General features: G+C 67.6%; 17 protein-coding genes. 8 read left to right on the plus strand and 9 right to left on the minus strand.

Features of this window, described 5'->3' with window-relative positions:
• Positions 1-18 precede the first annotated feature (18 nt).
• Positions 19-1449 carry an amidase gene (locus tag KHC24_RS16140; RefSeq protein WP_213364352.1) on the plus strand — a complete coding sequence of 477 codons (1431 nt, stop codon included), beginning with the start codon at positions 19-21 and terminating at the stop codon, positions 1447-1449.
• A gap of 18 nt (positions 1450-1467) precedes the next feature.
• On the opposite strand, the gene mgrA is transcribed toward KHC24_RS16140, so the two are convergent.
• The gene (mgrA, locus tag KHC24_RS16145) at positions 1468-2499 is read right to left on the minus strand and encodes an L-glyceraldehyde 3-phosphate reductase (RefSeq protein WP_213364353.1); all 1032 of its coding nucleotides are present in this window, start codon (positions 2497-2499) and stop codon (positions 1468-1470) included.
• 308 nt (positions 2500-2807) lie between these two features.
• Between mgrA and KHC24_RS16150 the strand changes: the two genes are divergently transcribed.
• Complete coding sequence (locus KHC24_RS16150; protein ID WP_213364375.1) at positions 2808-4808, plus strand: primary-amine oxidase; 2001 nt, start codon at positions 2808-2810, stop codon at positions 4806-4808.
• A 42-nt stretch (positions 4809-4850) separates the two neighbouring features.
• Here the strand turns inward: KHC24_RS16150 and KHC24_RS16155 are convergent, their stop codons facing one another.
• Genes KHC24_RS16155 through KHC24_RS16165 form a run of 3 tightly spaced genes read right to left on the minus strand, consistent with a single transcriptional unit; the run spans position 4851 to position 8012 of the window.
• On the minus strand, positions 4851-5261 hold the full coding sequence (locus KHC24_RS16155; RefSeq protein WP_213364354.1) for a GtrA family protein: 411 nt from the start codon (positions 5259-5261) through the stop codon (positions 4851-4853).
• 1 nt (position 5262) lies between these two features.
• Positions 5263-6990 (minus strand): ArnT family glycosyltransferase, encoded by a 1728-nt coding sequence (locus tag KHC24_RS16160; RefSeq protein WP_246547044.1) that lies wholly within the window; start codon positions 6988-6990, stop codon positions 5263-5265.
• Positions 6987-8012 (minus strand): glycosyltransferase family 2 protein, encoded by a 1026-nt coding sequence (locus tag KHC24_RS16165; RefSeq protein WP_213364355.1) that lies wholly within the window; start codon positions 8010-8012, stop codon positions 6987-6989. Before KHC24_RS16165 ends, KHC24_RS16160 begins: the two co-directional genes overlap by 4 nt.
• Positions 8013-8119: 107 nt before the next feature.
• Here KHC24_RS16165 and KHC24_RS16170 point away from each other — a divergent pair, with 107 nt between their 5' ends.
• Both KHC24_RS16170 and KHC24_RS16175 read left to right on the plus strand, forming a co-directional pair.
• The gene (locus tag KHC24_RS16170; RefSeq protein WP_213364356.1) at positions 8120-8992 is read left to right on the plus strand and encodes a ChbG/HpnK family deacetylase; all 873 of its coding nucleotides are present in this window, start codon (positions 8120-8122) and stop codon (positions 8990-8992) included.
• A 68-nt stretch (positions 8993-9060) separates the two neighbouring features.
• The gene (locus KHC24_RS16175; protein WP_213364357.1) at positions 9061-10272 is read left to right on the plus strand and encodes a M23 family metallopeptidase; all 1212 of its coding nucleotides are present in this window, start codon (positions 9061-9063) and stop codon (positions 10270-10272) included.
• On the opposite strand, the gene KHC24_RS16180 is transcribed toward KHC24_RS16175, so the two are convergent.
• From KHC24_RS16180 to ftsE, 3 genes are all read right to left on the minus strand, one after another.
• Positions 10248-10871, minus strand: a complete 624-nt coding sequence (locus KHC24_RS16180; protein ID WP_213364358.1) for a YdcF family protein — start codon at positions 10869-10871, stop codon at positions 10248-10250. The genes KHC24_RS16175 and KHC24_RS16180 overlap by 25 nt on opposite strands.
• 80 nt (positions 10872-10951) lie before the next feature.
• Entirely contained in the window at positions 10952-11890 is a 939-nt protein-coding gene (locus tag KHC24_RS16185; protein ID WP_246547047.1) for a cell division protein FtsX, read from the minus strand.
• A 64-nt stretch (positions 11891-11954) separates the two neighbouring features.
• A complete protein-coding gene (ftsE, locus tag KHC24_RS16190; RefSeq protein ID WP_213364359.1) occupies positions 11955-12614 on the minus strand; it encodes a cell division ATP-binding protein FtsE in 660 nt (219 codons plus the stop codon).
• Between the two features lie 175 nt (positions 12615-12789).
• On the opposite strand from ftsE, the gene hpt reads away from it, so the two are divergent.
• Positions 12790-13356: a hypoxanthine phosphoribosyltransferase gene (gene hpt, locus KHC24_RS16195; protein WP_213364360.1), complete on the plus strand. Its 567-nt coding sequence runs from the start codon at positions 12790-12792 to the stop codon at positions 13354-13356.
• A gap of 31 nt (positions 13357-13387) precedes the next feature.
• On the opposite strand, the gene KHC24_RS16200 is transcribed toward hpt, so the two are convergent.
• Positions 13388-13846: a MerR family transcriptional regulator gene (locus KHC24_RS16200; RefSeq protein WP_213364361.1), complete on the minus strand. Its 459-nt coding sequence runs from the start codon at positions 13844-13846 to the stop codon at positions 13388-13390.
• Positions 13847-13960: 114 nt separating this feature from the next.
• On the opposite strand from KHC24_RS16200, the gene KHC24_RS16205 reads away from it, so the two are divergent.
• Positions 13961-16267, plus strand: a complete 2307-nt coding sequence (locus KHC24_RS16205; protein WP_213364362.1) for a heavy metal translocating P-type ATPase — start codon at positions 13961-13963, stop codon at positions 16265-16267.
• A 161-nt stretch (positions 16268-16428) separates the two neighbouring features.
• Here the strand turns inward: KHC24_RS16205 and argH are convergent, their stop codons facing one another.
• Positions 16429-17814: an argininosuccinate lyase gene (gene argH, locus KHC24_RS16210; RefSeq protein ID WP_213364363.1), complete on the minus strand. Its 1386-nt coding sequence runs from the start codon at positions 17812-17814 to the stop codon at positions 16429-16431.
• A gap of 27 nt (positions 17815-17841) precedes the next feature.
• On the opposite strand from argH, the gene tlpA reads away from it, so the two are divergent.
• Entirely contained in the window at positions 17842-18642 is an 801-nt protein-coding gene (gene tlpA, locus KHC24_RS16215; protein ID WP_213364364.1) for a thiol:disulfide interchange protein TlpA, read from the plus strand.
• Positions 18643-18825: 183 nt separating this feature from the next.
• Positions 18826-19611, plus strand: a complete 786-nt coding sequence (locus KHC24_RS16220; protein WP_271180558.1) for an alpha/beta hydrolase — start codon at positions 18826-18828, stop codon at positions 19609-19611.
• Positions 19612-19696 lie beyond the last annotated feature (85 nt).

Below are 19696 nucleotides of genomic sequence, written 5' to 3' on the forward strand. Positions count from 1 at the left end.
GGAGAGGCGGGGGAATCGATGTCGCTGATGGATCTGACCGCGACCGCGCTATCGCAGCTGATCGCGACCAGGCAGGTGAAGCCGTCCGAGGTGATGGCGGCCTATCTGGCGCGCCTGCCGGCGGCCAATGCGGTGGTCAACGCCATCGTCTCCCCCCGCGACCCGGACGCGCTGATGGCGGAAGCGGTGGCGCTGGACGAGACAGCCCCGACCGGCTGGCTGCACGGTTTGCCGCTGGCGGTAAAGGATCTCGTCTGCGTCCGCGGCATTCGCACCACTTTCGGCTCGCCGCTGCATCGCGACTTCGTACCGCAGCAGGACGACCTGCTCGCCGCACGGCTGCGGGCCGCCGGCGCCATCCTGACCGGCAAGACCAACACCCCGGAATGGGGCCATGGCAGCCACAGCTTCAATCCGGTGTTCGGCGTCACGCGCAATCCCTATGACCCTACCCGCTCGGCCGGGGGCTCGTCGGGGGGCGCGGCGGCGGCACTGGCGGCGCGCATGGTGCCGCTGGCGGACGGCTCCGACATGATGGGCAGCCTGCGCAACCCCGCCGCCTTCTGCAATGTCTACGGCTTCCGGCCAAGCTGGGGCCTCGTCCCCGGCGATGCCGAGGGCGACACCTTCATGGCAACCCTGGCGACCGACGGGCCGATGGCGCGGACCGTCGAGGATCTCGCCCGGCTGTTGGAAACGCTGGCCGGCGAGAACCCGGACGTGCCCTTTAGCCGGCCGGCAACGTCCTATGCCGCACGGCTCGATATCGACATGTCCGGGCTTCGGGTCGGCTGGCTCGGCGACTGGAACGGCGCCTATCGTTGCGAGCCGGGCATTCTCGACCTGTGCCTGGATGGGCTCGCCGTGTTCGAGGCGCTCGGCGCCCGCGTCGATGTGCTGCCCCCGCCCTTCCCGGCCGGGGAGCTCTGGACGGCCTGGACCCATCTGCGCGGCTTCCTCAACAACGGCTCGAAGGGCGCGCTGTGGGCCGATGCCGCCAAGCGCGCCCAGCTGAAGCCGGAAACCGTCTGGGAAATCGAATCCGGGCAGAACATCACCGCCGCGCAGGTCTATGCCGCCAGCCTCACCCGCTCACGCTGGTACGCCCGCGCCGCGGCGCTGTTCACGCAATATGACGTGCTGGTCATGCCCTCGGCGCAGGTATGGCCTTTCCCGGCAGAGTGGCGCTGGCCGCAGACGATCAACGGCCACGGCATGGACACCTATCACCGCTGGATGGAGATTGTGGTGCCGGTCAGCCTGATCGGGCTGCCCTCCCTCGCCGTCCCCTGCGGCTTCGGTCCGCAGGGGCTGCCGACGGGCATGCAGATCATCGGCCCGACGGGGGCCGATGCCAGAGTGCTGGCGATCGGCCACCAATATCATCAGGCGACGCGATGGACCGACCGGACGCCGCCCTTGCTCGCGGTCAAGGAAGCGGCTTCCTGAGGGCTTCGCCCTTCTCCATCAGAGCGTCGAGGAAACCCGCCACAGGTCGGTGCCGCCGTCCTTCGCATAGCGGTCGATGGCGGCCAGTTCCTCATCGGCAAAGCCGAGCTGCGCCACCGCATCCAGCGAATTGTCCAGCTGCTCGACGGTACGCGCGCCGATCAGCGCCGACGTCACCCGCGGATCGCGCAGCACCCAGGCGATCGCCATCTGCGCCAGCGTCTGGCCGCGGGCCCGGGCAATGTCGTTCAGCGCCCGGATGCGCGACAGGTTGTCCTCGCTCAGCATCGATGCCTTGAACGAGACCTGCTTCACCGCGCGGGCACCCTCCGGCACGCCGGACAAATATTTCGAGGTCAGCAGGCCCTGCGCCAGCGGCGAGAAGGCGATGCAGCCACTGCCGAGGTCGGCCAGGGTGTCGAGCAGCTCGTCCTCGATCCACCGGCTCAGCATCGAGTAATTGGGCTGGTGGATGAACAGCGGCACCCGCTCCTCCGCCAGCAGCGCCGCCGCCTTGCGCGTCAGCGCCGGCGAATAGGAGGAGATGCCGATATAGAGCGCCTTGCCCTGGCGGTGGAGCTGGGCGAGCGCGCCCATGGTCTCCTCCAGCGGCGTGGTGGGATCGACCCGGTGGGAATAGAAGATGTCGACATAATCCAGCCCCATGCGCCGCAGCGACTGGTCGAGACTGGCGACCAGGTATTTCCGGCTGCCGCCGACCCCGCCATAGGGGCCCGGCCACATGTCCCATCCCGCCTTGGTTGAGATGATCAGCTCGTCGCGATGGGCGCGGAAATCGGCGGCGAGGACACGACCGAACATCTGCTCGGCCGAACCGGGCGGCGGGCCGTAATTATTGGCGAGATCGAAATGGGTCACGCCGCGGTCGAAGGCCCGGCGCAGGATCGCCCGGCCGGTCTCGAACACGTCGGTACCGCCGAAATTCTGCCAGAGGCCGAGGGAGACGAGCGGCAGGTCGATGCCGCTCGCCCCGCAGCGGCGATAAGGCATCGCGCCGGCATAGCGATCGGCGGCGGGGGTGTAGGTCATGGTCCAGCATCCTTCGAGATTCGATGTTCGGACCGAACCATAGGCCGTCGGGATGTCACGGCAATCGACGCAGGACCCAATTTAAATCAACGCTTCATTGAGCGAGTTTCAACAATTGTTCATCAAATGCCGGTGCGACGCTGCCATGATTTGCGGGCGTCGGGCATCCATGGCACTCACGCCATGGTGCCGAATTCATGCCGGGCCTGATCTGCCAGCTGGCCCCGCGCCTGACCGGCACGCCCGCCGATCTTCCCGTAGCGAGGCGACGAATCGCCTCGTCGCCTCGCAGTCGAGAGAGCTTCGCCATGGACGCCGAGATCGCCGCCGCCCTCGCCTATCCGCTCGATCCGCTGAGCCTCGACGAGATCGCAAGGGCGGTGGCCATTCTCAAGGACGACAAACCCCTTGGCGAGACCGTCCGTTTCCCGATGGTGCGGCTGGAGGAACCGGCAAAGGCCGAGCTGGCCGCCTTCCGCGCCGGCGCCACACTGCCGCGCCGCGCCTTCGTGCTGATGCTCGACATCGGCTCGGGCGAGAGCTTCGAGGCCATCATCGACCTCTCCGCCGGAGCCGTCGCCTCCTTCGTCAGACTGCCCACCGACGAGCCGCCCTATGGCCAGCCGCCGATCATGCTCGAGGAGTTCATCCGCGCCGAGGAGATCGTCAAGGCCGACCGCGCCTGGCGCGTGGCCGTCGCCAGGCGCGGCATCACGGAGGAAGACCTCCCGCTGGTCCAGATCGACCCGTTCTCCTCCGGCTATTTCGGCCGCGACTTCGAGCGCGGCAAGCGGATCGTGCGCTGCGTCGCCTATTGGCGCGGCGATGCGCGCGACAATGGCTATGCCCACCCGATCGAAGGGGTGGTGGCGGTGTTCGACCTCATCGCCAACCGCATCGTCCACCTCATCGACGAGGAAAGGATCGTTCCGGTCCCGAAGAAGCCGCACAATTACGGCCGCGAAGCCTTCCCCGAGACCCGCAAGGGATTGAAGCCGCTGCACATCGTGCAGCCGGAAGGGCCGAGCTTCACCGTCGACGGCTGGAAGGTCGAGTGGCAGAACTGGAGCTTCCGCCTCGGCTTCACCCCACGCGAAGGGCTGGTGCTGCATGAACTCGGCATCCAGGACCAAGGCCGGCTACGGCCGGTGATCTTCCGCGCCAGCGTCACCGAAATGGTAGTTCCCTATGCAGACCCGACCGCCAACCATTACTGGAAAAGTGCGTTCGATGCCGGCGAATACGGCCTTGGTCGCCTTGCCAACTGCCTGGAACTCGGCTGCGACTGCCTCGGCCACATTCATTATTTCGACGTGCCGGCAGCAGACGACCTCGGCCAGCCCATGCTGATGAAGAACGCGATCTGCATGCACGAGGAGGACTATGGCATCCTCTGGAAGCACTACGAGTTTCGCAACGGCATTTATGAGGTACGCCGGTCGCGGCGGCTCGTGATCTCGTTCTTCGCCACGGTGGGCAATTACGATTACGGCTTCTACTGGTATCTCTACCAGGATGGCACCATTCAGCTGGAAGCCAAGCTCACCGGCATCATCCAGACCGCTGCCGTCACGCCCGGCGAAGCCTATCCCTGGGGCGGCATGATCGACGAGGGTCTGGGTGGTCCAACCCATCAGCACTTCTTCAACGCCCGGCTGCACATGGACGTCGACGGCGGCGGCAACACCGTCACCGAGCATGAGTTCGTGCCGCGCCCCTGGGGCGACGACAACCCCTATGGCAACGTCTTCGACACCACGACCAAGGTACTGAAGCGCGAACTCGACGCCGCGGCGCTCGCCAATGGCGCCACCGGCCGCTACTGGAAGGTGACCAATCCGAACACCGTGAACAGCGTCGGCAAGCCGCCGGGCTACAAGCTGGTGGTGACGCCGACCCCGGTCATGCTGGCGCAGGACGATGCCTTCGTCGCCAGGCGCGGCGGCTTCGCCAAGAAGCACGTCTGGGTGACGCCATTCGACCCGGCGGAGAAGTACGCCTCGGGAGATTATCCCAAGGTGAATGCCGGCGGACAGGGCCTGCCGGCCTATGTGCAGCAGAATCGCGACATCGAGAATGCCGACCTCGTGCTGTGGCACTCCTTCGGCCATACCCATATGTGCAAGCCGGAGGACTTCCCGATCATGCCGGTGGAATATGTCGGCTTCACACTGAAGCCCAACGGCTTCTTCGCCGGCAATATCGCCATGGACCTGCCGGCGGAGAAGAACCCGCATTCGCGCGACAATCGCGACGAGCCCGAGGGCGACACGGCCGGCCCCTCTGTGGGCAATTCCTGCTGCCACTGACGGACAAGGGGAGCCCCGGCATTGCGCTCCCTACTTCGACGTTCAGGAGCGCGCCGGCCGGAAAGTCCAGAGCAGGTTGCCGGCGTAGTGCCAGAGCACCAGCAAACCGGTGGCAACGAGTTGGGCCGGCAGATAGGGCAGGCTGAGCCCGCGGGTGAAGCCGGCCATCATCAACGCATTGAGCACGAGGCCGCAGCCGGCCACCAGGAAGAAGCGCGGCGCCGCTTCCCGATGCGGCCGGTCGCTGCGGAAAGCGATGCTGCGGCTGAGCAGGTAGTTGACCACTCCGCCGGTGAGAAAGCCGGCGGTCGAGGCCGCGACCGGATCGATCCCCGCTCCGCTCGCCAGCATCACCAGCACGGCGTATTGCGCCAGCGTTCCCAGCGCTCCGAGCGATGCGAACAGCAGGAAGTGGCGCAGCCTGGCGATCAAAGGGGAAGCCGCGAGGTCCATGTCACGGCGCCTTGCGAGCCACGGTCGCCGAGCCGGGACCGTTGAAGGACACGGCCGGCGTCTGGGGATCGGCATCGTCATCCCAGGGCAGCGGCTCGACGATCGGCATGTGGCGGGCGCGCAGATCCACCACCATGGCGAGCGGCACCCCGAGCCGGCTGATGGTGCGATAGGTCAGGCCGGGCACCAGATTGTCGCAGCCGACATTCCGGGCGGTCAGCAGGAAATCGGCGTCGTCCCAGCTCTCGGTCAGTTCGAGATCCGGGCCGAGAAATGGTTGAATCTGGCCATCCTCGGCGCAGATCGCCACCTTGTACGGCTTGGCTGGCGGATGCGCCTCGATGCCGGTGCGCAAGGCGGTCGCCGCCTCTCGCATGGTTGCCGACCAGTAATCGCCCTCGAAGCGGCCATCGGCACCTTTGAGGCCGCCGACCAATTGGTTGTAGCCGACATATTCATAGGGATGCAGCGCCACGAAGGTCACGGCATTGAAAGCGAACAGCGACCCGGCGGTGGCGGCGGTGGCCAGCGCCAGCACCGGCGAAAGGCGTAGGGCCGCCTGCCACAGCGCCGCGATGCCGAGCGCGGCGGCGATCGTCGCCGGCGGAATCACGAACAGGAAATGGCGGATGCCGTTATAGAGCGGAGGATGCTCGGCCAACGTAAAGGTGACCGGGACCGCCAGCGCCAGAACCAGCGGCAGGAAGACCAGTTGCCGGCGCCGCCGGGCGGCGTCGGCCCGCAACAGGGCCAAGATGCCGAACGGTATCGCCGCGACGAGGCCGGCGACTGCGATATCCGGCAGCTTGATGAGCAGATACTCGCTCATATAGGTACCCGGCACCTCGCCGATCGGCAGGTTCTGGCCGTTGATCAGCGTGCTCAGGTCGAAGCTGAAATGGCTGAAGGCGCCCATCGCCTCGAAGAGATTGGTCGGCGGCAGCATCGACCACGGCCAGGCAAGCGCCGTCACCGCAGCCGCGATCAGCCCGGCCGGAATCAACCGCATCACCAGGCGCAGGATCAGTCGCAGGTCGCGATGGATCGCCCCGGCAACGGCGATCGTCAGGCCGAGATAGAACACCGCGAACACGCCGCCGACCCGTAGCCCGAGCGCGCAGCCGACGGCGAAGCCGAGACCCGCCACCATCCGCCAGCTTGGCAGGCCCGGCAGGGCGGCCGCGACGCAGGTAATGAAATAGAGGCTCCACGCCATGGTGGCCGCGAAGGGCACGTCCTTGGTGTGGGTGAACATCGCCCCGCCATACATACCGGTGACGGCCAGCATCGCCACGGCGAGGATCGCGGTCTTCTCGCCGGCAAGGAGCCGGGTCCAGCGCCATACCGCCACCAGTCCGGCAAGGCCGAAGCAGGCCGAGATCAGGTGGCGCAGGTCATAAACCGGCAGGCTGATATAAGGCTCCAGCCCGGCGGCGATCAGGTCGAACAGCCCGCCATAGAGATAGAGGTTGATGTAATGGAAGGCGCGATCGTCCTTGAAGCCGCTGCCGTACCACTGCCAGAGCAGCTGGCCATAGGTGTGCTGCACCGGCTCGTCATTGCTGATGCCGTAGTCGCGGAACACCACCAGCACCCAGGCGGTGAGGCCGGCGAACAAGACGATGCTGCACAGGCGCGTCAGCGTCTGCGACTGCCACGCATGGACGACAAGCGCGCCGAGGCGGCCGGCGAGGGTAGCCGGCGTCGGCCGGGAGGCGGCGATTGTCACGGCTGCGTCTCAACCTGCGGAACGAGGGGAGCGGAAAACGAGGCAGCCGGGACATAGCCGACTTCGTCGGCGACGATATAAAGCGGGCGCTGTTTCACTTCCGTGAAGATGCGACCGATATATTCGCCCATCACCCCGAGGCTGATCAGCTGCACGCCGGAGAAAAACAGCGTCGAAACCATGATGCTGGCAAAGCCCGGCGTCTTGACGCCCAAGAACAGCGCCTCGCCGATCAGATAAATGCCATAGAGCGCGGACAGCGCGGCAAGGCCGACGCCGATCAACGACCAGACGCGCAGCGGCACCATGGAAAAGGACGACAGACCATCCACCGCATAGCGCAACAGCCGGATGAAGTTGAAGGAGCTCACGCCGGCCGTGCGCTCGGCGACCTCGAAATCGACCTCCGCCTGCTGGAAGCCGACCCAGCTGGTGATGCCCTTCATGAAGCGGTTGCGCTCCGGCAGGGCGTTGATGGCGTTGACCACCCGACGGTCGAACAACCGGAAGTCGCCAGCACCCTCGGGGATGTCCACTTCGCACATCAACCGGAAGAACTGGTAAAACCCCTTGCTGAACAGCCGCCGCGCCAGCGGATCGGTGCGGCGCGAGCGGCGCACGGCAGTAACCATCTGCGCGCCGCGGCTCCATGCCTCGATCAGCTTCGGCACCACTTCCGGCGGATGCTGCAGATCGGAATCCATCAACACGACGACATCGCCGGTGGCGGCGCGCAGGCCGGCGGCCATCGCCGCCTCCTTGCCGAAATTGCGAGCGAAGCGCAGCCCGCGCACGCCGGCATCGTTCATGCCGATCGCCGCGACCCGCGCAAAGCTGTCGTCCCGGCTGCCATCGTCGACGAAGACGAATTCGCGCACCAACCCCGGATAGGCGTCGAGCGCCCGGCAGAGCCGCCGATGCAGCTCCTCGAGATTGGCGGCTTCGTTATACACAGGGATGACGAACGAAATCAGCCGGGGCACACGATTCTGCAGCGTGCTTTTGGGCGTACTATGAATCATCTGCGGAACTTTCCGGCTCAGACGTCAAATAGTCGGCAGCGGTCTTATTTGCTGCTTATTCCATAGTTAAGTATAAATCAATTGCGATATTTTTAGGGCTCCAATAAGTGGCGGAATCGACACGTTCACCCGTAGTAATCTGTGCCGATGACTTCGGTTTAAGCAGTGGCGTTTCGGCAGGCATCATCGAATTGATTACCTTGCGGCGCCTATCCGCCACCAGCGCGATGACCGGCCTGCCGGGATGGCGGCGGGATAGCGGCGAGCTCTCCCGCCTCGTCCGGCAACACTCCGCCGACGTCGGATTGCACCTTACGCTGACCGGCCAGCGGCCGCTTACGAGCGCGCAAGGTCTTGCCGCAAATGAACGGCTGCCGTCGATCGCCACGCTGACCCGCGCCGCGCTGACCCGCAGCCTGCCGCTGGAAGCCGTGCGCGCCGAACTAAGGGCGCAGCTCGACGCCTTCGAGGATGTCTGGGGCGCTCCGCCGGATTATCTCGACGGCCACCAGCATTGCCATATCCTGCCGGGAATCCGGCGGGTGGTGATGGAGGAGCTGGCGAACCGCTATGACGGCTCGCCCTGGCTGCGCTCCTGCAGTGAAACGCTGCATCGCGCCGCGCGGCGACGCATCGGATTTCCCAAGGCCGTCATGGTCGGTGCCTTCAATACCGGCCTGCGGGCACAGGCAGCGCAGCGCGGCATCGCCACTAATGACAGTTTCCGCGGCTTCTACGATTTCTCCGACCGGGTGCCCTATGCGCAGGTGTTCCGGGGCAGCATCGCCGACGCCGCCGATAGCGGCCGGGTGCTGGTGCACTGCCATCCCGGCCGGGTCGATGCCGAGCTTGTCGCGCTCGATCCGCTTACGACGCCGCGCGAGCGCGAACTCGCCTATCTCGCCTCGTCCGAATGCGGCGACGATCTGGCGCGGGCGGGCGTGCGGGCGGCGCGTTTCGTCGAGCTGACCGAGGCTTAGCGGCCGAGCCTTGCTTGCCGTTCGCCGGATACTGAGCGAGGCTCTGCGCCTTCGGTTGGAGGTATCCCATGTCCCGCGCCGCTGCCGCCATTCTGCTCGCACTCGCTCTCCAGCTGACGCCGGCCGCCGCCCAGTCGCTGCGGGAGGGCGAGACGTTGAGCTCGATCACCGTGGCACCGCTCACCCCGCCGCATCCGGTGCGCGGCAGCGACGGGCGCACCCATCTCGCCTATGAATTGATCGTCACCAATTCGAGCCGGCTTTTCGTCACCGTGGACAAGGTCGAAGCGGTGACGCCCGAAGGAGCGACCCTCGCCACATTGGAGGGCAAGCGGCTAGCGGCAATGTTGCAACGCTTCGGCGGCGAAGGCCCCACCTTGGCCCCGGGAACCACGGCGACGCTGTTCATGGATGTCGCGCTGCCGGACGGGGCGCCTCTTCCCGGGCAGATCGCCACCCGCGTCGGCGCCACCCGCCAGGGCGCCGACAAGGACGGCAAGCCTATACCTATGCCGGTCGATACGCCGTTTCCGGCACGCTATGACTTCACCACCGCGCCCGTCGCCGTCGGCAGGGCGGCGGTAGTGATCGAGGCGCCGCTGCGGGGCAAGGGCTGGGTGGCGGTGAACGGCTGCTGCGACAGCATCACCTCGCATCGCGGGGCGGTGATGGCGGTGAACGGCCTGTTGCGCGTACCGGAGCGTTTCGCCATCGATTTCGTGAAGCTCGACGACGACGGCCGGCTATTTACCGGCCCCGAGGGCACGCTCGCCAGCTACCCATTCTATGGCACGCCGATCCACGCGGTTGCCGGCGGCACGGTGGTCAATCTCTATGACGAGACGGACGAGCAGGTGCCGGGCCAGCCCGCCAAGGGCATCACCACCGCGAATATCGGCGGCAACATGATGGTCGTCGACATTGGCGGCGGCAACTTCGTCTTCTACGCCCATCTCCAGCGTGGCAGCCTGCAACGCAACGGAGCACCGCTGAAGCTCGGCGACGAGGTGAAGGCCGGCGACGTGATCGGCCTGCTGGGCAACACCGGCAATTCCTCGGCGCCACACCTGCATTTCCACGTGATGGACGGCCCCTCGCCGCTCGATGCTGACGGCCTGCCCTATGTGTTCCGCCGCTTCACCGGCATGGGCGTGCTACCGCCCGAGGAAGATGACGCCCTCGAGAGCGGCTGGGCGCTGAAGATCGACGCCAGCCGTCTGGTCGGACCGCAAACAGACGCATTGCCGCTGAACGATCAGGTGGTCGATTTCGGCGAGTAAGGCGGAAAGACCGCCGTCAGTTCATCGGTGGTCGCCGGCGATGGCCGGATGCCGGCATAGGCGGCAAGATACTTCACATATTCCAGCATCAGCATCCTGCCGGAAGCCAGCGTGCCCCAGAATCCGGGACGCGCGACGCCAACGACCGGGTAGGGCAGCAGCTCGACATCCGGCATGGCGCGTTCCATCTCCACCAGCGCGCGCGGCATATGCCAGCCCGATGTGACGACGATGAGCGAGCGGAAGCCGAGCCGATGTGCCCATTGCGCCGCCTCGATGGCATTACCGCGGGTGTTGAGTGCCGAACGGCCGAGCTCGGCGCAGCAATCGAGCACCGTCTGCGCCACCGGCACCGTGCGGCCGATCTCGACAAGCGTGGTCTCGGGATGAACCCCGGTGATCAGCAGGCGCCGCCCGCGCTGCTCAGCCAGCAGATTGGCGGCCTCCGCCACCCGATCGGCACCGCCGGTCAGAACCACGATGCCGTCGGCTGTGCGGCCGGTACGGTCGGCGGGCCCGAGAATGCAGAACAGGAAGACCAGAAAGCCCACGAGAAACAGCACCAGCGCGCATGTCAGCAGGCAGGTGGCGAGCGTCATAAACCGCCGAAGCCGGCTCGGGCGAGCCGCGGTCTCCTGGTGAAGCGACGCTGATTCGCTCTTCGTCACGGATGAGCCACCTAGCTGATGCCGCGTAGAGTCCGGTAGACGGTGATGCGCGAGGTCACCGCAGTGACCAGCGCCACCAGAACCGACGCCCCGAGGATGCCGCCATAGCCCCGGAGATCGAGCGTCATCACCCCGACCAACGTATCGGCCGGCGTGCCAGTACCTATCCAGTGCGGAAGCGTCGAGGCCAGGAAGAACACCGCTATCGCTATGCCACCGCCAAGTGCCCCACCCTTGAGGCCTACGGCAAGAAAATGATGCTGGAACTCCGCGGCGATGAAGCCGTCGCGGGCGCCGACGAAGTGCAGCACCTCGACGATGGGCCGCGCCGCGTCCACCGCCGCACGGGTGGCGAACACCACGCACAGCACGGTCGCGGCGGCGACGAGGCCGAGCACCGCGAGGCCGATCGCCACCACCACGCGGGCGGTGGTGGACAGGCGCTGTGTCCATTGCCGGTGATCGTCGAAGCTCGCCGAAGGCACTTGTTCCGCCAGCGCGGCGCGCAACGTCTCTGCGGTCTCCGGGCCGGCATCCGGCGCCAGCGTCACCGCCACCAGCCGTGGCACCGGCAGGCTGGAGACATCGAGACCCGTACCGAGCCACGGCTCCAACAGCCGGGCGGTCTCCTTGGCATCGAGCGCGCGAGCTTCCGCAACCCCCGAGGTCGCCTTGGCGACGTTGACCGCCTTGGCAAGCGCGGCCTCGACATCGAGGCCTCCGCCGGGTTTTACCTGGATGGTGGTCTCGCGGGCGATGTCGGAGGTCCATTCCGATGCCACCGACCGAACCGCCGCCACCGAGCCGATGGTGATGCCGGCAAGAAAGGTCATGATCGCCACGACGGCGACCAGCGCCCCGCCGGTGACGGTCGCCGACGGCACGATGGCGTGCGGGGTGCGCGAATGCCGGCCGACCCCGGCCTCGCCGGTGCGCCCGCCAGGCAGCAATGCCCGGATCCGCGCCCACAATCCGTTCTGGGCCGCGGAATCGGGGGCGGAAATTTGATGCACCTCAGTCATAGACGGTCAGCCGTCCCTGGTTGATCACCAGCCGGCGGGCGTCGAACTGGTCCATCAGCGCGATGTCATGGGTGGCGATTAGCACCGAGGTGCCGGTCTTGTGCAACTCGACGAAGAGGCGCAACAGCCGGCGCGCCAGTCGCGGGTCGACATTGCCGGTCGGCTCGTCGGCAAGCAGGATCTCCGGCCGGCTGATCAGCGCGCGGGCGATGGCGGCACGCTGCTTCTCGCCGCCCGACAGCACCGGCGGCAGCACATGCATGCGCTCGCCGAGCCCGACCCAGCCGAGCAGCTCGGTCACCTCGGCGCGATAGCTCGCCTCCTCGCGCTCCTGCACGCGCAGCGGCAGCGCGACGTTCTCATAGGTGGTGAGATGGTCGAGCAAGCGAAAATCCTGGAACACGATGCCGATGCGCTGGCGCAGCGCCGCCACGTCATCCGGCCCGAGTGCGGCGACATCGCGGCCGAAGACGTTGATGAGGCCGCGCGTCGGGCGCAGCGACAGGAACATCAGCCGCAGCAGCGTGGTCTTGCCGGCACCGGACGGGCCGGTCAGGAACTGGAAGGAATGCGGAGGAATGCCGAAAGTGACGTCCCTCAGCACCTCGGGCCCCATGCCGTAGCGCAGCCCGACATTTTCGAAGCGAACCAATCTGCGAATCCCTCGGACCTGAACAAGTGCCGCCAGCGGCGACCATGCCGGCCTTGTCCTAACATAGAGTGTGCATTCTTGTCGGGAACCCGCCACCGGCATCTCCGTCTGGACGCGGGAGGATCACCCGGTCCATCCTGCACCCCGCAAGCGAATTCGACGATCAGGAGGCATCATGAGCGAAGCGGATACCGGGGCGCGGGCGACCTCGCCGAAGATCGAGGTGTTGTTCGACGCCGAGACCATTGCCGCCCGCAATCGCGCGCTCGCCGACGAGATCGTCGCCGCCAAGCCGGAGAAGCTGGTGGTGATCGCGGTGCTGAAGGGCAGCTTCGTCTTTGCCGCCGACCTGATCCGCGCCATGCATGATGCCGGCCTGGCGCCGGAGGTGGAATTCATCACCCTGTCGAGCTACCGCGATTCGCAGGTCTCGGCCGGCTACGTAACCGTGCTGCGCGACATCGACAGCGAGGTGAAGGGACGCGACGTGCTCCTGATCGACGATATCCTCGAATCGGGCCGCACCCTCGCCTTCGCCAAGGACCTTCTGGCGGCGCGCGGCGCCCGGCGCGTGATGGTATGCGTGCTGCTGGAGAAATCGCACAAGCGGGCGGTACAGATCGAGGCCGATTTCGTCGGCTTTCCCTGCCCCGACTATTTCGTGGTCGGCTATGGCATGGACGTCGCCCACGCCTACCGGCAGCTGCCCTTTATCGGCCATATCCCCGACGGCGAAGGCTGAAGCCCGGCACAGCAGCCGGCGGCCGATTCTCTCAGCTGCCGGTCCGAGCGGCCAGTGCGACCGGCTCGGCGCCCTGATGGTGCCGGCACTCGCCGTGATCGGCGAGAATCTCGATTACCCGGCAGCGGCCGACATGGCCGTGCGAGCAGCCCTCCACCATGCGAATCAGTTCGGCGCGCAGCGCCTCAAGGCTGGCGATGCGATGCTCCACCTCGGCCAGCCGGTCGCGGGCGATCGCGTCGGCGGCGGCGCAGGATTGGTCCGGCTCGTCCTGCAGCTTCAGCAACGCGCGGATCGCCTCAACCTCGAAGCCGAGCTCGCGCGCATGGCGGATGAAAGCCAGGCGCCGCACATCGGCGGCGTCATAGCTGCGGCGGTTGCTGCCGGTGCGCGGCGGGCTGGGCAGAAGATCGATGCTCTCATAGTAGCGAATGGTCGGAACCTTGACCCCGCTTGCCGCCGCCGCGGCACCGATGCTGAGACTGGGCATCGCAAAAATCCCCGATATCGCCTCTTGATCCTCTAGTCGCTAGAGGATGTAGCGTTGCCTCCAGTGAAGAGCAAGGAGGCGTGGTTGCCTCCAGTGAAGAGCAAGGAGGCGTGCATGTCGGCGCTCAAGCAACGTTATCGCATCGAGGGCATGGACTGTGCATCCTGCGCGTCCAAGATCGACACCGCGGTGCGCCGGGTGCCGGGTGTCTCGGAAGTGGCCGTCTCCGTCACCGCCGGCACTCTGACCGTCGAGCATAGCGGCGCCGACCTGGTTCTGGTGGAGAAGCGGGTGAGCGGGCTGGGCTACGGCATCGCGCCGCTGGCCCGTCCGGTAGAGCCAGCGACAGCGCCTCGGCCGCATGATGACGATCACGACCATGCTTGCGGCTGCGGGCACGACCACGCCCATGGTGGGCACGATCATGCCGGCCACCGGCATGATCCCGATGACGGTGCTCACCATGATCATCACCACGAGCACCGCCATTCCGGCGAACCCGCGACGGCACCCGCCACCGCCAAGGTGGCGGCCGATGGCCATGTGCATATGATGGAGGCCGGCTCCTGGTGGCGCAGCGCCAAGGCACGGCTGACGCTAGCCTGCGGCGCCGCCCTGGTCCTCGCCTATGCCGCCGGCCATCTCTGGCCGGACTATGATCGCCTGATCTTCTCCATCGCCATGCTGGTCGGGCTGATCCCGGTGGCGCGCCGCGCGGTTATGGCGGCCTTGGCGGGCACGCCGTTCTCCATCGAGATGCTGATGACCATCGCCGCCGTCGGCGCGGTCATCATCGGCGCCGCGGAAGAGGCGGCAATGGTGGTGTTCCTGTTTCTGGTCGGCGAGTTGCTGGAAGGCGTTGCCGCCGGCCGCGCCCGCGATTCCATCCGCGCCCTCACCGCGCTGGTGCCGAAGGTCGCCCGCCTGGTCGAGAACGGCAGCACCCGCGAGATTCCGGCTGAGCGCATCGCCATCGGCGATACCATCCTGGTTCGGCCCGGCGAGCGCATTCCCGCCGACGGCGCCATACTGGAAGGTGCGAGCACGGTGAACGAGGCGCCGGTAACCGGCGAAAGCGTTCCTGTCGCCAAGGCGCCCGGCGATCAGCTCTATGCCGGCACGGTGAACGGCGAGGCGGCGCTGACCATGCGCGCTACCGCCACCAGTGCCGACAACACCATCGCCCGCGTGGTGCGCCTCGTGGAGGAGGCGCAGGAGAGCAAGGCGCCGACCGAGCGCTTCATCGACCGCTTCTCGCGCTGGTACACCCCCTTTGTCGTGGTGCTGGCGGCGCTGGTCGCCCTGGTGCCGCCGCTGCTGTTCGGCGCGGCATGGGACGAGTGGATCTATAAGGGCCTCGCCATCCTGCTGATCGGCTGCCCTTGCGCGCTGGTGATCTCCACCCCGGCCGCCATCGCCGCCGCTCTCGCCGCCGGCGCCAAGCGCGGCCTGCTCATCAAGGGCGGCGCGGTGCTGGAGAAGCTGCGCGAGGTGAATGCCGTCGCTTTCGACAAGACCGGCACCCTCACCGAAGGCAAGCCGCAAGTGACGGATGTGGTTGCGTTTTCCGATGGCGAAGGCGAGGTGCTGCGCCTTGCCGGCGCCTTGGAGGCCGGCTCGACGCATCCGCTGGCCGTGGCGATCCTCGCCGCCGCCGAGGCGCGCGGGATCCCGCTCTCCACCGCCCAGCAGGCCGGCGCCATCAGCGGCGAGGGCGTGACCGGCACCGTCGATGGCCGTTCGCTGTTCCTCGGCTCACCGGCAGCGGCGAGCAAGCGGGCGACCCTGACGGCGGAACGCCTCGCCGCCATCGAGGCGCTGAACGCCGAAGGAAAAACCGTCGCGGTGCTGGTGGTGGACGGCGCCGCCCTCGGCTTCCTCGCCATGCGCGACGAGCCGCGCGCCGATGCGGGAGCGGCACTCAAGGCATTGAAGGATCAGGGCATTCGCACGGTGATGCTGACCGGCGACAATGCCCGCACGGCCGAGGCGGTCGGCCGCGACCTTGGCATCGAGGTGCGTGCCCAGCTGATGCCGGCGGACAAGCAGCGAATCGTCGGCGAGTTGAAGGCGCAGGGGCTGACGGTCGCCAAGGTGGGCGACGGCATCAACGACGCGCCGGCTCTGGCCACCGCCGATGTCGGCATCGCCATGGGCGGCGGCACCGATGTGGCGCTGGAGACCGCCGACGCCGCAGTGCTGCATGGCCGCGTCGCCGATGTCGGCGCGATGATCGAGCTGTCGCGGCGGACCATGGCCAATATTCGCCAGAATATCGGCATTGCCTTGGGATTGAAGGCGTTTTTCCTCGTCACCACCATCGTCGGCATCACCGGCCTGTGGCCGGCGATCCTCGCCGATACCGGCGCGACCGTGCTGGTGACGGCCAACGCGCTGCGGCTGCTAGGAAAATCGAAATGACGCAGCTCCCTCTCCCCATCGGGGAGAGGGCTGGGGTCAGGGGTCTTCTTTGGCTCCGCAATCGCGTCGCCTCTCACCGACCCGCTCAGCCTGTCCTTGGGCGCGCCAAAGGCGAGACCGAGGGCGGGCCACCTCTCCCCGACGGGGAGAGGAAAATACCGTCACCCCTTAGCCAGCCGCTTCAGCCAGCGCTTGGCCTGGGCGCGGACGTTCTTCGGCGCGGTGCCGCCATAGGAAACGCGGCTTGCCACCGACTTCGACACCGACAGCACGCCGAACACCTCGGCGGTGATGCGCGGCTCGGCCGACTGCATTTCCTCAAGGCTAAGCTTATGCAAGGCCACGCCTTTTCCGCTCGCCAGCGCGACGATGCGGCCGGTGACGTGGTGCGCCTCGCGGAACGGCAGGCCGAGCACCCGCACCAGCCAGTCGGCGAGATCGGTGGCGGTGGAATAGCCTGAACCGGCCGCCGCCTTCATCTTCGCCTCGTCCGGCACCATGTCACGCACCATGCCGGCGGTCGCGGCGACCATAAGCGACAGGGTGCCGAGGGCGTCGAACGCGCCTTCCTTGTCTTCCTGCATGTCCTTGGCATAGGCGAGCGGCAGGCCCTTCATCACCATCAGCAGGCCCGAGAAGGCCCCGGCGATGCGGCCGATCTTGGCCCGCACCAGCTCGGCGGCATCCGGGTTGCGCTTCTGCGGCATGATCGAGGAGCCGGTGGTGAAGCGGTCGGACAGCTTGAGGAGACCCACCAGCGGCGAGGTCCAGATGACGATTTCCTCAGCAAAACGAGTGAGATGCATGGCGCAGATCGACGCCGCCGCCAGCGTCTCCAGCACGAAGTCGCGGTCGGAAACCGAATCGAGCGAGTTGGCAGTCGGCCGGTCGAAGCCGAGGCTCAAAGCGGTGGCGAAACGGTCGATCGGAAACGACGTGCCGGCCAGCGCCGCGGCGCCGAGCGGGCATTCATTGAGCCGCGCACGGGCATCGCGGAGGCGGCCGCGGTCGCGCCCGAGCATCTCGACATAGGCGAGCAGATGATGGCCGAAGGTCACCGGCTGCGCAGTCTGCAGATGGGTGAAGCCGGGCATCACCGTGCCGGCATGCTCCAGCGCCTTCTCGCTAAGGGCTTGTTGCAGATCGGCAATCTGCGTATCAAGCGTATCGACGGTGTCGCGGACATAGAGCCGGAAGTCGGTCGCCACCTGATCGTTGCGCGAGCGGGCGGTGTGCAGGCGGCCGGCGGGGGCGCCGAGCAGGGTGGCCAGCCGGGATTCCACATTCATATGAATGTCTTCCAGCGAACGCTGGAAGGTGAAACTGCCCGCCTCGATCTCTGACAGGATCGTGTCTAGACCCTCGGCGATCTTTTCGGCATCAGAGGCGGTGATGATCCCCTGCGCGGCCAGCATGGCGGCATGCGCCTTGGAGCCGGCGATGTCCTGCGCGTATAGACGCTGGTCGAACCCGATGGAGGCGTTGATCTCCTCCATGATCGCGTCCGGTCCGGTCTCGAACCGGCCACCCCACATCTTGTTGCTCATGCTGACTTTTTCTCCGCGAGGACGGCCATGACCGAACCATCCGACCCCATCGATCCGGCCCCCTCGACCAAGGGGCGTGGAACCGGTCGCGGGAAGGGCGGACGGCTTGCCCTTTATGCCGCGCTCGCCGTTGTTCTGGGCGCCGCCGCCGGGCTCGCAGGCGTATACGGGATCGGAGGGGGGCTGCGCAACGCCGACGCGCCGGTGCTCGCCACCGGACCCGCCAACCCGCCAGCCGCACAGGCCGGTGAGGTGTACGATCAGGCCAGCCCGGCGTCCGGCGAGGCCGGTCAGTGCAGCCGGGCCAGCGAGGCGGCGCGCAAGCTCACCGACCTCGCCACGGGAGAGCTCGCCGCCTTCGCCCCGACGCTGAAGCCGACCCGCATTCCCGACCTCGCGGTGATCGCCCCCGACGGTAGCCAGGCACGGCTGGCTACTATCGGCGGCGACGGGCTGCGGCTGGTCAACATCTGGGCGACCTGGTGCGTGCCCTGCCGCACCGAGATGCCGGCGCTCGACAAGTTGCAGGCCGAGCGCGGCGGCGCCGGCTTCGAGGTGGTCGCCATCAATATCGACACCCGCGACGGCGACAAGCCGAAGCGGTTCTACGAGGAGACCGGGATCCGCCATCTCGCGCTCTATACCGACCCCAAGGCGAAAGCCTTCCAGGACCTGCGGGCGGTCGGGCGCGGCTTCGGCCTGCCGACCACCATGCTCATCGATGCCGAGGGCTGCGAGATCGGCCATATCGCCGGGCCGGCGGAATGGGCGAGCCCGCAGGCGCTGGCGCTGATCGACGCGGCCAAGGCGGCCTATGCCAACCCCTGACCGGCCGGGCGCCCGGCGGTGAACCGGCGCGACCTCCTCGGCCTGCTGGCGGTTTTGGCGGGCGGCAGTGCTGGCGGCGGATTGGCGGCGCGGGCGATGCCGGCGCCACGGATGATGCCGCTATGGCCGGAGGCGCCGCCAGGCGGCGGCGGGCCGCAAGATGACAGCCGGGGCGGGGCACCCGTGAGCAACCGCCGCGGCGCGCTCGACAACATCGCGCGCCCAAGCCTGACGCTGTTCCTGCCCGAGCGCCCCACCGACACGGCGGTGCTGGTCGCCTCCGGCGGCGGCTACCGTCGGATCGAGGACGGCAAGGAGGCACTGCCGGCGGCACGCTGGCTGGCCGCGCACGGCCATGCGGCGGCGGTGCTCGACTATCGGCTGCCCGGCGAGGGCTGGGGTGCCGGGCCGGCGGCACCGCTGCAGGATGCGCGGCGGGCGCTCAGGCTGTTCAATGCCGGCGCGGTGCTGCCGGACATCCGCCGGGTCGGCGTGCTCGGCTTCTCGGCCGGAGCGCATCTGCTGGCGCTCGCCGCCGGCCCCGCACCGATGGGCGACTATGCGGCCGTCGACGCGGCGGACACCGCGCCGGCGCGGGCGGATGTCGCGGCGCTGGTCTATCCGGTGCTGAGCCTCAGTCCCGCGCTTCGCGCCACTTCGGCGCAGCGCCTGCTGGTCGGGCGGGATCCCTCGCCGCAGCTGGCGGCGGCATGGTCGGCCGAGACCTATGTCGAGGCGAGCTACCCGCCGACCTTGCTGGTGCAGGCCGCCGACGACCCGATCAGCGACCCGCGGCAGGCGCCGCTGATGGCCGCGGCGTGCGCGCGCGCCGGCGTGCCGGCCGAGCTGCACATGCTGGCGCGCGGCGGCCATGGCTTCGGCATGGGCCGACCCGGCACGCCCAGCGCCGAATGGCCGGGCTGGCTGGCGGATTTCCTGGCGAAATTCATGCAGGCGCCGCCGCGCTGAGACGCCGGGTGACCCCGGCCGGATCCGCCGGGTGACGATCGTCACCGGAAACGGGTGGCGCCGCCACCGGCCGGCTGATATTTCC

Source organism: Ancylobacter defluvii, from assembly GCF_018390605.1.
GTDB lineage: Bacteria > Pseudomonadota > Alphaproteobacteria > Rhizobiales > Xanthobacteraceae > Ancylobacter > Ancylobacter defluvii.

What these genes read in the sequence shown, in the direction of transcription:
- KHC24_RS16140 (WP_213364352.1), top strand. Translation starts at nt 19, where the DNA reads ATGTCGCTGATGGATCTGACCGCGACCGCGCTATCGCAGCTGATCGCG.
- KHC24_RS16205 (WP_213364362.1), top strand. Translation starts at nt 13,961, where the DNA reads ATGTCGGCGCTCAAGCAACGTTATCGCATCGAGGGCATGGACTGTGCA.
- hpt (WP_213364360.1), top strand. Translation starts at nt 12,790, where the DNA reads ATGAGCGAAGCGGATACCGGGGCGCGGGCGACCTCGCCGAAGATCGAG.
- argH (WP_213364363.1), bottom strand. Translation starts at nt 17,814, where the DNA reads ATGAGCAACAAGATGTGGGGTGGCCGGTTCGAGACCGGACCGGACGCG.
- KHC24_RS16150 (WP_213364375.1), top strand. Translation starts at nt 2,808, where the DNA reads ATGGACGCCGAGATCGCCGCCGCCCTCGCCTATCCGCTCGATCCGCTG.
- tlpA (WP_213364364.1), top strand. Translation starts at nt 17,842, where the DNA reads ATGACCGAACCATCCGACCCCATCGATCCGGCCCCCTCGACCAAGGGG.
- mgrA (WP_213364353.1), bottom strand. Translation starts at nt 2,499, where the DNA reads ATGACCTACACCCCCGCCGCCGATCGCTATGCCGGCGCGATGCCTTAT.
- KHC24_RS16200 (WP_213364361.1), bottom strand. Translation starts at nt 13,846, where the DNA reads ATGCCCAGTCTCAGCATCGGTGCCGCGGCGGCGGCAAGCGGGGTCAAG.
- KHC24_RS16180 (WP_213364358.1), bottom strand. Translation starts at nt 10,871, where the DNA reads ATGACGCTCGCCACCTGCCTGCTGACATGCGCGCTGGTGCTGTTTCTC.
- KHC24_RS16165 (WP_213364355.1), bottom strand. Translation starts at nt 8,012, where the DNA reads ATGATTCATAGTACGCCCAAAAGCACGCTGCAGAATCGTGTGCCCCGG.
- KHC24_RS16155 (WP_213364354.1), bottom strand. Translation starts at nt 5,261, where the DNA reads ATGGACCTCGCGGCTTCCCCTTTGATCGCCAGGCTGCGCCACTTCCTG.
- KHC24_RS16175 (WP_213364357.1), top strand. Translation starts at nt 9,061, where the DNA reads ATGTCCCGCGCCGCTGCCGCCATTCTGCTCGCACTCGCTCTCCAGCTG.